Origin of the sequence: Methylobacterium currus (assembly GCF_003058325.1) — a bacterium.
In the GTDB taxonomy this organism is placed as follows: domain Bacteria; phylum Pseudomonadota; class Alphaproteobacteria; order Rhizobiales; family Beijerinckiaceae; genus Methylobacterium; species Methylobacterium currus.
This window is the reverse complement of the sequence record NZ_CP028843.1, coordinates 6403715-6416952: the sequence shown is the minus strand read 5'-3', so window position 1 is coordinate 6416952 and position 13238 is coordinate 6403715. Positions and strand designations below refer to the sequence as shown.

General features: G+C 72.3%; 10 protein-coding genes and 2 tRNA genes. 4 read left to right on the top strand and 8 right to left on the bottom strand.

What is annotated here, in order from left to right; all coding sequences use genetic code 11:
* Positions 1-24: 24 nt before the first annotated feature.
* The 6 genes from DA075_RS29440 to DA075_RS29415 all read right to left on the bottom strand — a co-directional run bounded on the left by DA075_RS29440 (position 25) and on the right by DA075_RS29415 (position 5097).
* A complete protein-coding gene (locus DA075_RS29440) occupies positions 25-1125 on the bottom strand; it encodes a hypothetical protein (protein ID WP_099956206.1) in 1101 nt (366 codons plus the stop codon).
* A 472-nt stretch (positions 1126-1597) separates the two neighbouring features.
* Complete coding sequence (locus DA075_RS29435; RefSeq protein WP_099956205.1) at positions 1598-2227, bottom strand: outer membrane protein; 630 nt, start codon at positions 2225-2227, stop codon at positions 1598-1600.
* A gap of 136 nt (positions 2228-2363) precedes the next feature.
* The gene (locus tag DA075_RS29430) at positions 2364-3026 is read right to left on the bottom strand and encodes an alpha/beta fold hydrolase (RefSeq protein WP_164712516.1); all 663 of its coding nucleotides are present in this window, start codon (positions 3024-3026) and stop codon (positions 2364-2366) included.
* A gap of 98 nt (positions 3027-3124) precedes the next feature.
* Positions 3125-3200, bottom strand: a tRNA-Lys gene (locus tag DA075_RS29425).
* A gap of 103 nt (positions 3201-3303) precedes the next feature.
* Positions 3304-3379 (bottom strand) — tRNA-Lys (locus tag DA075_RS29420).
* Positions 3380-3519: 140 nt separating this feature from the next.
* Positions 3520-5097, bottom strand: coding sequence for a 2-isopropylmalate synthase (locus tag DA075_RS29415; protein ID WP_414468189.1), 1578 nt, complete (start codon positions 5095-5097; stop codon positions 3520-3522).
* A gap of 425 nt (positions 5098-5522) precedes the next feature.
* Between DA075_RS29415 and DA075_RS29410 the strand changes: the two genes are divergently transcribed.
* Positions 5523-5852: a hypothetical protein gene (locus tag DA075_RS29410; protein ID WP_232387030.1), complete on the top strand. Its 330-nt coding sequence runs from the start codon at positions 5523-5525 to the stop codon at positions 5850-5852.
* 4 nt (positions 5853-5856) lie between these two features.
* On the opposite strand, the gene DA075_RS29405 is transcribed toward DA075_RS29410, so the two are convergent.
* Positions 5857-7179, bottom strand: coding sequence for a PLP-dependent transferase (locus tag DA075_RS29405; RefSeq protein WP_099956202.1), 1323 nt, complete (start codon positions 7177-7179; stop codon positions 5857-5859).
* A 150-nt stretch (positions 7180-7329) separates the two neighbouring features.
* On the opposite strand from DA075_RS29405, the gene DA075_RS29400 reads away from it, so the two are divergent.
* Positions 7330-7524: an Rmf/CrpP family protein gene (locus DA075_RS29400; protein ID WP_099956201.1), complete on the top strand. Its 195-nt coding sequence runs from the start codon at positions 7330-7332 to the stop codon at positions 7522-7524.
* A 9-nt stretch (positions 7525-7533) separates the two neighbouring features.
* Positions 7534-8841, top strand: a complete 1308-nt coding sequence (locus tag DA075_RS29395; protein WP_099956200.1) for an MFS transporter — start codon at positions 7534-7536, stop codon at positions 8839-8841.
* Between the two features lie 4 nt (positions 8842-8845).
* On the opposite strand, the gene DA075_RS29390 is transcribed toward DA075_RS29395, so the two are convergent.
* The gene (locus DA075_RS29390) at positions 8846-9847 is read right to left on the bottom strand and encodes an SDR family oxidoreductase (protein WP_099956879.1); all 1002 of its coding nucleotides are present in this window, start codon (positions 9845-9847) and stop codon (positions 8846-8848) included.
* 276 nt (positions 9848-10123) lie between these two features.
* Between DA075_RS29390 and DA075_RS29385 the strand changes: the two genes are divergently transcribed.
* Positions 10124-13126 (top strand): response regulator, encoded by a 3003-nt coding sequence (locus DA075_RS29385; RefSeq protein ID WP_099956199.1) that lies wholly within the window; start codon positions 10124-10126, stop codon positions 13124-13126.
* Positions 13127-13238: the final 112 nt, after the last annotated feature.

Sequence of the window (13238 nt, the reverse complement as noted above, 5' to 3'; positions counted from 1 at the left end):
GGCGCCCGATCACGGGATTCCTCCTCACAGGATTCGTCTGGCCGCATGCACGAGCCGGCACGCCGCCGCTCCGAAGCGTCCGCGCAGCCCCGGCGGTCCCGCCGGAAGCCGGCCGCCGAACTCCTCCCGGATCGTCCCGAGGATCTCCGCGACCTGGCTCTCCTGGTCGCTGCCGGGTCCGAGCCGCGCCAGCTCGTTCACCGCCCGGTGCGGCGGCTCGGCGACGCGGGTGTTCCAGCCGGTGCCCCAGACCCGGCGGGCGAGGGCGTCGTTGAGCCGGTCGTAGACCTCGGCGACGCGCGCGGTCATCGCCCGGTCGAGGGCGCGGAACGGCTCGGCATCGAGGCCGCGCGCCTGCGCCAGGGCATCGATGCGGGCGGTCACCGCGCGGGCGAGCCCCTGCGGGCCGCCGGCGCCGTCCGCCCGCAGGCGGCGCGACACCTCGACGCCGACGGGACCGAGGCTCTCGTTGGTGCGATAGGCGAGGTCGGCGGGCGTCAGGAGCGGCAGCAGGCGGTCGGCCAGCCCGAGCTCGACCGCGATCCGCGCGATGAGTGGGGCCGGCGATCGCCGGTCCTGGACCGGCACGAGATGCACCCGCCACGCCGCTTCCCGCGCCCAGCTCCGCAGGCCGCGCCAGTAATCGAACCGCCGCGCCCGCAACTCGGTCTCGAACGACACCCTGAAGGCCTGGGCCTCGCGCAGGAACTGGATCCGCCAGGTATATTGCGATTGCAGGTAGGCCGCCTGCGGGCGCACCGTCATCAGGATCTCGGGCCGGAAGCCGCGGCGCTCGAACAGACCGCAGAGGAGCTTCGGCGCCCGGTGCCAGGGCGGCAGCAGGCACAGGCTCTCGTAGGAGAGGACGGCGACGTCGTCCCGGCTCTCGGCCAGCGTCCGGTCGAGGCGGTCGAGGAGCTCGCCCCGCTCCCGCCGCGGCCGGCGCCCGTCCAGGGTCTCGCCGAGATGCTGGTGGCTGACATGCGGATCGGCAGCCGAGGCCGGTGTCAGCGCGGGGTAGAGGATGCCCGCCCGGTGCAGGTCGTCCCGGCGGGTATGCAGCAGCATCTGCAGCGACGACGTGCCGGTGCGCGGCGTGCCGATATGGAGGATGGCGCGGCGCATCGGAGCCCTCAGTGCGGGGTCCTGCGCGGGCATGCATCCGACGGAGCGGCCCGGTCGGTCGGGGATGCGCGGGGCATCGTCCGGTCAGGGATCATGCGGATCTCCCATGCCTGCGCCGGCGCCCCGAAGGACGCAGGTCAGCCCGAGCCGACGCGACGGGGGACCATGGTCCCATCCCGCCGGCGCTCACGGCTCAAGCGGAGCCGTTCGCGAGACAAAATGCGTGCACAAGCCAGGCAATTTTGCGGCATATTGGGCCGGCTGCCGAGCAAAAAGCCCGTTCTTTAAAGAGGAGAGCCGGACGATCTTGCGATCGGGATACGCCCTATCTCCGTGATGTTGCCAGGTGACCGCTTCGAAGATCGGAGTTCTACGTCGATGCGAAATAATTTTTTGATGGAAGTGTTGCCGGGCGCGTTTCCGCTTCGATGCGACATGTTGTGTTGCATGAACGACTGTTGCCGCGCTGCGCTCAGCGCAGGCCGCCGCCGACCACGCCGGCCTCGACGGCGACCGACAGCCGGTCGGTGATCGCCCATTCGACCCCGACATGCGCGTTCGGCAGGATTGCGATGTCGTCGCGCGAGAACGGGGCCGAGCCCGGTGTCGCCCCGGCCCTGACCGTGCCGTGGACCGCCGCCGCGCCGGCGCGCGCGTAGAGCAGCACCTCCGGCGTCAGGAGCGTGCCGACCTTCACCTGCACCGCACCGGCGAAGTCGCGGGTGTAGCTCAAGGCCCCGAAGCCCGGCGTCAGGCCGCCGGAGGTCGCCGCGAGGTAGTCGAACCCGCCGGAGATGCCGTAGACGAACCGGCCCTCCCGCCACAGCCGCCCGCCCTCGACGCCGATGGTCGGCCCGGCATAGCTGCCGAAATGCCGCGACGACACCGCCTCGAACCCGGTCGAGAGCCGGGCATAGGAGCCGGACCAGCGCCCGTCCCCACCAGGGCCCTCCTCGAGGTTTTTGGGCCAGGCGAAGACGGGCAGGAATCCGAAGCCGACGAGGCCCTGCGCCGCGCCGGGATCCGGCCTGAGGGCGCAGAAGCCGAGGACGAGGCAGGCCGCGAGGCGGCGGCGGGAGCGGGAATCGGCGCATCCGGTCATGGCGCCACGATAGCCGAGAGCCGGACGCTCCGCATCCGGGGGCGCGGCGAGGATTGGTCTCTGCGGACAGCGACGGACGAAGCGCCCACCGGGATACGGATCGCGGGCGAGGCAGGACAAGACCGCTTCAGGGCGGTCAGGATTCCGTCCCGGCCGATGATGCACCGTCAGGAGCGCGCGACGGCCCTTCGGGCGGAATCCAGGACGACACGGCGTCCAGCACCGCCGCCTGCGCCTCCGGATGGTTCATCAGCCAGGTATGATGGGCCGGCACCGTGCGCCACCGCTCGCCGGCGCCGAGCCGTGCGCTCTCCAGGCTGACCAGGCCGTCATGCGGCTCGGGGATCCGGCCGCGGAAGAGCGGGATGAGCGCCCGCGTGCCGGCCACCACCGCCATCGGGCAGGCCGGCACCGGGACCGCCCCGGCGGCGTCGCGGCGCAGGTCGCGGAGGGCCGGACCGAACACCGCCCGACCGAGCCAGCAGCGCGACACGAGGTCGGCCGCCTCGCTGCCGCGGTTCGGCGTGCCCAGCATCACCAGTCCGGCCGCCAGATCGGGGTCGGAGGCGGCGAGGTGCCGGGCGACGAGGCCACCCATGGAATGCCCGACGAGGACGACCGGGGTCCCGGCGCGGCGCCGGATCGCCGACAGGGCCGGTCGCAGATGCTCGGCGCAGGCGGCGAGGCCGAGGCGGCGGGACGGGTAGCCGAGGGTCTCCACGCGGTAGCCGGCGGCGGCGAGGCGGGCGGCGAGCCGCGCCATGCTGCGCCGCGTGCGTCCCAGGCCGTGCAGCAGCACCACATTCATGCTCGCCCCGGGGCAGGATTCAGGAGACCGGTGCCTCCGCCGGAGCCGCCGCGCGGCCGACCCGGTCCATCGTCTGTCAGGGAGGGGAGTGGTGGGCGCACTAGGGCTCGAACCTAGGACCCGCTGATTAAGAGTCAGCTGCTCTACCAACTGAGCTATGCGCCCGTCGCTCGCGAGAGCGAAAGGGGAACGGCCACCAACCGTTCCTCTGGTGCCGGATACCCGAAGGTCTCCGGTTCAAGTTACCACGAGAGTAACTTGGGACTTTTGGTGGGCGCACTAGGGCTCGAACCTAGGACCCGCTGATTAAGAGTCAGCTGCTCTACCAACTGAGCTATGCGCCCGCGCTCACAAGAGCGCCACCGGGGAAGCCACCAAACCGCCCCGGCGGTGAGGGTCGTTTAATGGGCCGGCGGCGGGCTGTCCAGCCCCGATCCCGCCGACCCGTCGATTTTTTGCCGGCTGGCTCCCGACGGGGTCCGGTCTACTCGGCGGCAGCGTGCTGGGCGTGCTGGGCGTGCAGGCGGCTGGCGCCGGCCATCAGCTTGTTCAGCGCGGCGAGATAGGCCTTGGCCGAGGCGACCAGGGTGTCCGGGTCGGCGCCGCGGGCGGTGACGATGCGGTCGTCCTGGCGCAGGCGCACCGAGACCTCGGCCTGGGCGTCGCTGCCGCCCGTCACCGCGTGGACGTCGTAGAGCTCCAGGGCGGCCTCGTGCGGCACCAGGGCCTGGATGGCGTTGAACACCGCGTCGACCGGGCCGTTGCCGTCGACCTCCTCGGTGACGATGCGGTCCTCGATGGCGAGCTTCATGGTCGCCCGCTGCGGGCCGCGGGTGCCGGCGACCACGGTCAGCGAGACCAGCCGGATGCGGTCGTGGGCAGTGGCCAGGTTCTCGTCGACGAGGGCCTCGATGTCCTCGTCGTAGACATGCTTCTTGCGGTCGGCCAGCGCCTTGAACCGCTCGAACGCGTCCTGGAACTGGTTGTCGGACAGGCGATAGCCCATGTCGTCGAGCTTGGAGCGGAAGGCGGCCCGGCCCGAATGCTTGCCCATCACCAGCGAGGTCTTGTGCACGCCGACCGATTCCGGCGTCATGATCTCGTAGGTGGTCTGGTTCTTCAGCATCCCGTCCTGGTGGATGCCGCTCTCGTGGGCGAAGGCGTTCCGGCCGACGATCGCCTTGTTGTACTGCACCGGGAAGTGGGTGGCGCCGGCCACCAGCTTCGAGGCACGCACGAGCTGGGTGGTGTCGATGCCGGTCGCATAGGGCAGCACGTCGGCGCGGGTCTTGATCGCCATCACGATCTCCTCCAGCGCCGCGTTGCCGGCCCGCTCGCCGATGCCGTTGATGGTGCACTCGATCTGGCGCGCGCCGCCCTCGATGCCGGCGAGCGAGTTCGCCACCGCCAGCCCCAAGTCGTTGTGGCAGTGGACCGAGAAGACCGCCTTGTCGGCGTTCGGCACCCGCTCGCGCACGGCGCGGAACATCGCCCGGTATTCCTCGGGCGTGGCGTAGCCGACCGTGTCGGGCAGGTTGATCGTGGTGGCGCCCACCCGGATCGCTGCCTCCACGCAGCGGCACAGGTAATCGATCGGCGTGCGGGTCGCGTCCATGGCCGACCACTCGACGTCCTCGACGAGGTCGCGGGCCTGGGCCACCGTCTTCAGGATGATCTCCAGGACCTCGTCCTCGGTCTTGCGCATCTGGTGGGCCAGATGGATCGGCGAGGTCGACACGAAGGTGTGGATGCGCCCGCGCTTGGCAAATTTCACCGCCTCGCCGGCCCGCGCGATGTCGGCCGGGATCGCCCGGGCGAGGCCCGCGATCACCGCCGACTTGGAGCGGCGGGCGATCTCCGCCACCGCCTCGAAATCGCCGTTGGAGGCGATCGGGAAGCCGGCCTCGATGATGTCGACACCCATCGTGTCGAGCATCTCGGCCACCGCCAGCTTCTCCTCCAGCGTCATCGTGGCGCCGGGGCATTGCTCGCCGTCGCGCAGGGTGGTGTCGAAGATCAGCACGCGCTCGGCGGAGGCAGCAGTGGACATGGCGGTGGACATGGCGGAGCGGGCAGCCTGGTCGGTCATGGTCTGGAATCCTGGTTCGCCCGGGAAACAGGTCGCGCGGGCGCGGCGTCGGATAAGGTGTCTCTGTCCTCAGATCCCCCAAGGGCCCAGGCGCGCGCCCGGACGGCCCTCAGGGGCTGATAAGGAGAAGAAGGCCGCCGAGAAGGAGCGCGCGCGACCGTGCCGCCGAAAGGGCGGTCGTCGGAAGCGTCAGCGGGGAGCCGGCATGAGCCACGGCTCGCGTCTCCTGAAGGGTGATGAACCCGGTGCGAGGGTGGCCTGTGTACCGGGCCCGATGATCGATGACAAGGGTGCGGTGGCAAGTCGCGGCGGACGCAGCGTCGCCCCGTGATTGACCGCCCCATCCGTGCTTGCCACAAGCTTGGCCGCACATGCTCAATTCCAAGTGGAGCTTTCCCGTGTCGTATTGGAAGCCCGGACTCGCCCTCGCGGCCCTCCTCGCCGTCGCCGCCTGCCAGTCGAAGCCGGCCGCTCCGCCCGCCGCGTCGCTCGGCCCGGTCGCGGCGCTCCCCGCCGGGGCGCTGCCCCCGGGCACCGGCTGCGGCCCGGCCATCGCCCGCACGCAAGCCGTCGTCGACAGCGACGTCGCCACCGGCAACCTCAACGCCCCGGTCGGCAAGCGCTTCTCGGCCGACCTCGCCAACGCGTCGTCGGCCTGCGCGGCCGGCCGGGACGGCGAGGCCCTGCGCCTGCTCGCCGCCGCCAAGGCCCGCTACGGCTACCCGTAGGCCTTCAAAGAAGCGTCCCGCGTGACGCTTGCGCGAGGTCGGCGATCAGGTCGTCGGCCTCCTCAAGGCCGGCATTGAAGCGGAACATCACGCCCTTGGGCAGAGATTCCCCGGGCAAGCTCGCCGGATCGCGGTGCGGATGGACCGGCAGCACCAGCGAGACGTGGCCGCCCCAGCTCTCGGCGACGCGAAACAACAGCAATGCGTCGACGAAGGCGTGGACCCGCTCGACCGGAAGGCCCTCGTCGAACGCGACCGTGAACAGGCTGTTGCCGGCGCCGAAATACTGCCGGAAGCGGGCGTGGTACGGGCTGCCTGCGCGGGTCGGGCTCAAGGTTTCGGCCGTGAAGGGCTGAGCCTCGAACCATGCCATCAGCGCCGCGGCGCTGGCCGCGTGGCGGTCCAGGCGGTCCCTGGCGCTGTCGACCCGGTGGAACAGGCGGGTGCAGGTCTGGGGCGACACCGCGCCGTGGCCGCTGATCCGGAGCTGGCGGCGCAGGCGGGCGATGTCCGCCTTGTCGCGGGCCACCACGATGCCGCTCGGCGTATCGCCGTAGCCGCCCTCGTACTTTGTCGTCGCCTGGACCGCGATCCCGATGCCGTGCTCCAGCGGCCGGAAGCGCACGTGGCTCGCCCAGGTATTGTCCATCGCGGTCCGCAGGCCTGCCCGCGTCGCTTCCGCGACGATGCCGGCGATGTCCGGGATCTCGAAGGTGCCGCTCGCCGGCGCCTCGAGATAGACCATCGTGTCGGCGGGCGCGAAATGCCGGCCCGCCTCCCGGATGCGGGCGCCGACCTCCTCTCCCGACGCGCCGGCCGGGTAGGTCAGCAGCGCGGCCCGGCCGGTCTCCGAGAGGTAGCGCCGGGCCGGGAAGTAGAGGGCATCCGGGATCAGCACGGCCTTCGGGGCGAAGGCGTCGAGCATCGTGGCGATCGCCGCGAGACCGGAGGCGCAGACGATCGCGCCGGCGCCGCCATGCAGCTGGGCGAACTTCGCGCAGACCGCGTCGGCCTCCGGCGATTGGACGACACCGTACTCGGCGCCGCCCCAAGGCGCGCGGCCCGCCGCGTCGGCCGCCTCGTAATCGCCGAGCGTATCGAAGCCGACGCTGCTCTGGCCGAGCGAGCCGAGATCGGAGAAGGCCCGGGCGTGCCCGAGGCCGCGGGGATTGAGGTGGCCGCGCGACGCGGCGAGATCGACGATCGGCGCGTGGATCCGGCGCGTCGCCGGCCGGCACCCGGCGAGGAAGGCCGCGCGCCGCCCGGCCTTGGTGCCGGTCTCTGGTCCGGCCTCTTGGGATGACGGGGCGGGCGGGGAATGCGGCACGGCGGCGTCTCCGTCTCAGGGGATTCACGCCTATAGGCCCGTCCCGCGCCGCCGGCCACGCGGGACGGCGCGCAAGCGACGCCATAGGCGCTTCGGATTGCCGAGGCGCGCCCTAGATCGGAGGCGAGACGCAGGAGCCCGGCAGACCCGATGCAATCCCCGCCCGACAACCTCGACGCCCACGCCCTCGGCCGCGCCGCCCCCGGGAAGGGCCTCGCCCGCGAGGCCTGCCCCTATGCCGAGGGCACCGAGGCCCGGGAGCGCTGGCTCTCCGGCTACGACGAGGCCGTGGCGGCGGGGGCCGAGCCGGTGACCGGCGGCCTCAAGCGCGAACCGGGCCGCTGACATCCCGGCATGGATGCGCGCAATCCTGTCCGCCCCGGCCTCGACCGCAAGGCGGTCGGCGCCGTGGTGCTCGGCAACGCCCTCGAATTCTACGACTTCACCGTCTACGCCTTCTTCGCCAAGGCGATCGGCGAGGCGTTCTTCCCCGCCTCCGACGCGAGCCACAGCCTGCTCGCCTCGCTCGCCCTGTTCGGGGCCGGCTACGTCATGCGGCCGATCGGCGGCGCCCTGATCGGGGCGCTGGCCGACCGGTCCGGGCGCAAGCCCGCCATGCTGGTCACGATCGTGCTGATGGCGCTCGGCATGCTGATGCTCGCCGCCTGCCCGGGCACCACGCAGATCGGGGGGTGGGCGCAGGGGATCGTCATCGTCGCCCGGCTGATCCAGGGCCTGGCGCTCGGCGGCGAGGTCGGCCCCTCGACCGCCTACCTGCTGGAGGCGGCGCCGGCGAAGCATCGCGGCTTCGTCACCAGCTGGCAGATCGCCAGCCAGGGCTGCGCGGCCCTGTTCGCCGGCCTGCTGGCGACGGCGCTCGCGCTCACGCTCGGCGATGCCGCCATGGCGGCCTGGGGCTGGCGGGTGATGTTCCTGGTCGGCCTCGCCGTGGTGCCGGTCGGCCTCGTCATCCGCAGCCACCTGCCGGAGACCGGGGGCATCGCCCGGGAGCCGGACGCCGCATCCTCGACCGGGGCGGTGATCGGCCGGCTGCTGCGCGAGCATGGCCGCCTGCTCGGGCTGACCTTCCTGGTCGTCGCCGCCTCGACGGTCTCGAACGCCGTCGGCACCAACATGCCGGTCTATGCCGGCGCGACGCTCGGCCTCTCCGAGACCGCCGCGACCGCGGTGCCGATCGCGCTCGGCCTCGCCTCGGTGGCCTTCCCGTTGCTGGGTGGATTCCTCGCCGACCGCTACGGCCGGCGCCCGGTGATGATCTGGCCTCGCGCCCTGGTGCTGGTCCTGGCGGTGCCGGCCTTCGCCTGGCTCCTGCGGGACCCCAGCCCGCTGGCGGTCTACGCCGTGACCTTCCTGCTGTCGGCGCTGTCCTCGATCAACGCGGCGGCGGTCATCGTGGGCATCCCGGAATCGCTGCCGCGGGCGGTGCGCAGTTCCGGCCTCGCCATCGTGTACGCGCTCGCGGTGTCGGTGTTCGGCGGCAGCACCAACTACGTCATCAACTGGCTGATCACCGCGACGGGCGACCGGATGGCGCCGGCCTACTACCTCGCCGCCTTCAGCCTGATCGGCACGGCGGCGGCGTGGTTGCTGCCGGAGACGCGGGGGCGGGTCCTCGATGCGGGGCAGGGGCGGTCGCGATAGGCGCTCACAGCCGCCGCCGCCCGACCGCCAGCCCCCCGAGCAGCAGGGCCGCCGTCGCGGCCAGCCCCGCGGCGACGCCGGCGCTCGCCAGCGGGTGCAGGCTCGCCCGCGTATAGGCGCTGGTGCGCATGACGTAGACCGGCGGGTCGCCGCGCTCCTCTCCGGCCCGCACCGGGGCGTGGAGGGCGCCGGCCGGGTCGCGGGGCGGCTCGGCGCGCTTCTGCAGCGCGATGATGGCGGGGGCCAGCTCGTCATAGGCGCCGGGCGCGAAGTCCTTGCCCATCACGAACAGCTTGCCGCCGCCGCCGACGAAGATGTCGCGCTGCGGGTGCACGGCGGCGTGCAGGATGGCGTTCGCCACCTCCTCGGGCGGATAGATCGGCGGCGGCAGGGTCGGCTGGCGGTCCATGTAGTTGCGGGCCCGGTTCGGCAGCGGCGTGTCGACGGAAGCGGGCTTCACCAGCGTGACCGAGACCGGGGCGCCCTCGGCGATCAGCTCCATGCGCAGCGTGTCGGTGAATCCCTTCACCGCGTGCTTGGAGGCGGCGTAGAGGCCCTGGAACGGGAAGGCGAGGTCGGAGGCGACGCTGCCGACATTGATCAAGGCCCCGCCACGCCGGCGCAGGTGCTCGGCGGCGACGAGCGAGCCGTTCACCGTGCCCCAGAAATTGGTGCGGATGAGCCGCTCATGGTCCTCCTGGGTGATCTCGCGCAGGGGTCCGTAGACGGTGAGGCCCGCCACGTTGACCCAGGTGTCGAAGCCGCCGAACGTCGCGACGGCCGTGTCGGCGATCGCCTCGACCTGCGTCCGATCCCCGACATCGGCGGTGACGGCGACGGCCCGTGCGCCGATCTCCGCGGCCAGCCGGGCGAGCACGTCGCCGCTGCGGGCGGCCAGCACCACCCGGGCGCCGTTTTCCGCCGCCATGCGGACGGTGGCGAGCCCGATCCCGCTCGACGCGCCCGTGACCACGATGACCTGCTCGCGCAGCGGCTTGTGTCGCATCATACCCCTCCTGAGTTCCCCGGCCCCGGGGTGACGTGCGACGGACGGCAATGTTTCACCCTGTGCGGCTTTCGCGCACCGTCTTCGACACCCGGGCCCTGCCCCGGCCTTTCGACCTTGCGCTCGGGCGCGAGCTCCGGCTCCTGTCCCAGGCTGTGCCTGAGAAAAATTCCGCCGCACCGGCGCCGGCATGGCGGGCGATGCCGGGGATCGGGCGTTGCATGAGACATAGAGGCGACGACGCGGATCCCACCGGGGCCGCGAGAGCAAGGTGACATGAGCAGCAAGACCGCCTCCACCCATCGCTGGCGCTTCCTCGCCCCCGGCCGGCGCCTGCCGGGTTCGCCGCTGGCCTTCCTCCTCCTCGCCGTCGCGGTCGCGGCCGGCGGCTGGAACACCGTCGCGGGGGCCCGCAGCCGGACCGAGGCCGAGCGGCTGGGGCGCGTCACGGCGCTGAGCGAGCGCGTGCTCTCGAGCATGAAGGACCTCGAGACCGGCCAGCGCGGCTACGTCCTGACCGGCCGCGAGGATTACCTCGAACCCTACGAGGCGGCGCTGATCCGGATCGACGGCGAGCTCGCCGCCCTCGACGGCGTCACGCCGGACCGGGCCGTGCGGGATCGGCGCCGGAGCGTGATCGCGGCCGAGACCGATTACGCCGCCCGGGTCGTCGCCGCGCGCCGGTCTGGCGGCCAGGAGGCCGCCCTGAGGCTGATCCAGACCGGGGAGGGCAAGCGCGTCATGGACGCCGTGCGCGACCTGACGCGGGACGTCCAGGACCAGGCGGCCGCCGAGCTGCGCCGCCTCGCCAAGGCCGAATCCCTGCGCTCGCCGCTCCTGCCCCTCGTCACGCTGGCCTGTGCGCTCGCGGCGTTCGGCCTTCTGGCACGCCTCGCCCTGATGCGCCGCCGCGAGAGCCAGCGCATGGCCGACCTGCTGGAGAGCGTTTTGGAGAATGCGCCGGTCGGCCTCGGCTTCCTCGACCGCGACTTGAACCTCCAGCACATGAACCGGGCGCTCGGCAACATGAGCGAGCGCGGCTTCGGCGCCGATCTCGGCGCGCCGATCTGGGCTCTCCTGCCCTCCTTGCGCGACGAGCTCGGGCCGAAGCTCGCGGCGGCGCGCGACCGCGGGCTCGTCACCGCCAATGTCGAGGTCGGGGTGCCGGCCCCGAGCGCGCCGGGCGGGATCCGCCACTTCGAGGCGAGCTTCTTCCCCTTGCGCCGCCGGAGCCGCGGCCCCGAGAGCGAGCGGGCCGACGGCGTCGGCATCGTCATGGACGACGTGACCCTCGGAAAACTGGCCGAGCGCCGCCTGGTCGACAGCGAGGAGCGGTTCCGCTCCCTCACCGAGGCGACCTCGGCGATCGTCTGGACCACCACGCCGGACGGCGCCTTCCGGCAGGCCACCTCGGAATGGACCCGCTTCACCGGCCAGGCGCCGGCCGAGGCCGCGGGCCAGGGCTTCCTGGAGGCCGTCCATCCCGACGACCGGGAGGCGACGCGGGACGCCTGGGAGCGGGCGGTCACGTCGCGCACCCTCTACGCCATCGAGCACCGCTTGCGCCGCCACGACGGCGTCTGGCGCCACATGGAGGGGCGCGCCGTCCCGATCCTGGAGGAGGACGGGCGCGTGCGCGAATGGGTCGGCGCACATGCCGACGTCACCGCCCGGAAGGAAGCGGAACTGGCGCTGGAGGCCGCCAAGGAGGCGGCGGAGGAAGCCAACCGCGCCAAGAGCCAGTTCCTCGCCAATATGAGCCACGAATTGCGCACGCCGCTCTCGGCGGTGATCGGCTATTCGGAGATGCTGCAGGAGGAGATGGAGGATCTCGGCGAGGAGAGCCTGCTCGCCGACATGCGCAAGATCGAGGCGAATGCCCGCCACCTGCTCGGCCTCATCAACGACGTGCTCGACCTCTCGAAGATCGAGGCCGAGCGGATGGAGGTCTTCGCCGAGGATCTCGACGTCGCCGAGACCGTCCGGGAGGTCGCCACCACGGTCGACGCCCTGGTGGAGAAGAAGGGCAATACCCTGAACCTGACCCTCGGCGACGACCTGGGGCGGGCGCATACCGACGCGACGAAGCTCCGTCAGTGCCTGATCAACCTCCTGAGCAACGCCGCCAAGTTCACCGAAGGCGGCACCGTCACGCTCCAGGCCGCCCGGGAGCACCGGGAGGGCGGCGACTGGCTGGTCTTCACGGTCACCGATACCGGCATCGGCATGAGCGAGGAGCAGCAGGCCCGGCTGTTCCAGCGCTTCACCCAGGCCGACGCCTCGACCACCCGCCGCTTCGGCGGCACGGGGCTCGGCCTCGCCATCACCCGCGCCTTCGCGCAGATGCTCGGGGGCGAGATTTCCGTGGCGAGCCGGCTCGGGGAGGGTACCACCTTCACCCTGGAGCTGCCGGCGCTCTACGAGGAGCGTAGCCCCGCCGAGCCCGCCGGCCAGATTGTGCCCGAGGCCGCGGCAGCGACCGGCGCGCCGCCTGACACCGGATCCAACCTCGTCCTCGTCGTCGACGACGATCCGGCGACCCGGGATCTCCTCGCCCGCTTCCTGCGCCGCGACGGGTTCACGGTCGCCACCGCCGCGGACGGACGCGCCGGCCTGGAGCAGGCGCGGCTCTTACGCCCACGAGTCGTCCTCCTCGACGTGACGATGCCGCGCATGGACGGCTGGGCGGTGCTGCGGGCCCTGCGCGCCGATCCCGATTTCGGCACGACGCCGGTGATCATGGTCACGGTGCTCGACGAGCAGAACCTCGCCTTCTCGCTCGGCGCGACCGACTACCTGCACAAGCCGGTCGAGTGGGGGGCGCTCAAGGAGGCGATGGAGCGCTTCCGGCCCGCCATCCACGAAGGGCCGGTGCTGGTGGTCGACGACGACCCGGACGTGCGCGAGCGCATGACCACCATGCTGACCCGCGAGGGCTGGCGGGTGGCGAGCGCCGAGAACGGCCTCGCCGGCCTGGAGGCGGTCGGCGTGCGCAAGCCGGGCCTGATCCTCCTCGACCTGATGATGCCGGAGCTGGACGGCTTCGGCTTCCTGCGCGCCTTGCGCGACCGGCCGGACTGGCGCGACATCCCGGTCGTCGTGCTGACCGCCAAGGACGTGACCGCGGAGGATCGCCGCCGCCTCGCCGGCCGGGCCGACCGCATCCTGCCGAAGGCGGGCCTCGGCATGGCCGACCTGGCGGCGACCCTGCGCGGGTTGATGAGTCCGGGGGCGGGGGGCGAGGCGGCGGACTCGCCGGATCGGGCGGTGGCGCCGTGAGAGGGCTGCGTCCCGTGTCGGGCGATACGGCTTTCAGCCCGTCCCGCATCGCGGAGAGTCAATCCGGGGAATCGAGAGGCCGACGCTGCTCGTTTACGGCGACGTTCGACGC

What these genes read in the sequence shown, in the direction of transcription:
- DA075_RS29415 (WP_414468189.1), bottom strand. Translation starts at nt 5,097, where the DNA reads ATGTCCACCGCCATGTCCACTGCTGCCTCCGCCGAGCGCGTGCTGATC.
- DA075_RS29435 (WP_099956205.1), bottom strand. Translation starts at nt 2,227, where the DNA reads ATGACCGGATGCGCCGATTCCCGCTCCCGCCGCCGCCTCGCGGCCTGC.
- DA075_RS29395 (WP_099956200.1), top strand. Translation starts at nt 7,534, where the DNA reads ATGGATGCGCGCAATCCTGTCCGCCCCGGCCTCGACCGCAAGGCGGTC.
- DA075_RS29385 (WP_099956199.1), top strand. Translation starts at nt 10,124, where the DNA reads ATGAGCAGCAAGACCGCCTCCACCCATCGCTGGCGCTTCCTCGCCCCC.
- DA075_RS29440 (WP_099956206.1), bottom strand. Translation starts at nt 1,125, where the DNA reads ATGCGCCGCGCCATCCTCCATATCGGCACGCCGCGCACCGGCACGTCG.
- DA075_RS29400 (WP_099956201.1), top strand. Translation starts at nt 7,330, where the DNA reads ATGCAATCCCCGCCCGACAACCTCGACGCCCACGCCCTCGGCCGCGCC.
- DA075_RS29390 (WP_099956879.1), bottom strand. Translation starts at nt 9,847, where the DNA reads ATGCGACACAAGCCGCTGCGCGAGCAGGTCATCGTGGTCACGGGCGCG.